The organism is Roseibium sp. RKSG952 (assembly GCF_009711355.1).
In genome coordinates, this window is the sequence record NZ_SMMF01000089.1 from 1 (window position 1) to 242 (window position 242).

Sequence of the window (242 nt, forward strand, 5' to 3'; positions counted from 1 at the left end):
ATGGCAAAGGAAAAGTTTGAGCGTACAAAACCGCACGTCAACATCGGCACGATTGGCCACGTTGACCACGGCAAGACCACGCTGACCGCAGCAATCACCAAGTATTTCGGTGACTTCAAAGCGTATGACCAGATTGACGGCGCGCCTGAAGAGAAAGCACGTGGCATCACCATCTCGACCGCCCACGTGGAATACGAGACCGACAACCGCCACTACGCGCACGTCGACTGCCCCGGTCACGC

The 242-nt window shown here is 57.0% G+C and carries 1 protein-coding gene; it reads left to right on the plus strand.

Features of this window, described 5'->3' with window-relative positions; all coding sequences use genetic code 11:
- A partial coding sequence (locus E1297_RS00235; protein WP_244327575.1) for a GTP-binding protein occupies nucleotides 1-242 on the plus strand: 242 nt, incomplete at both ends.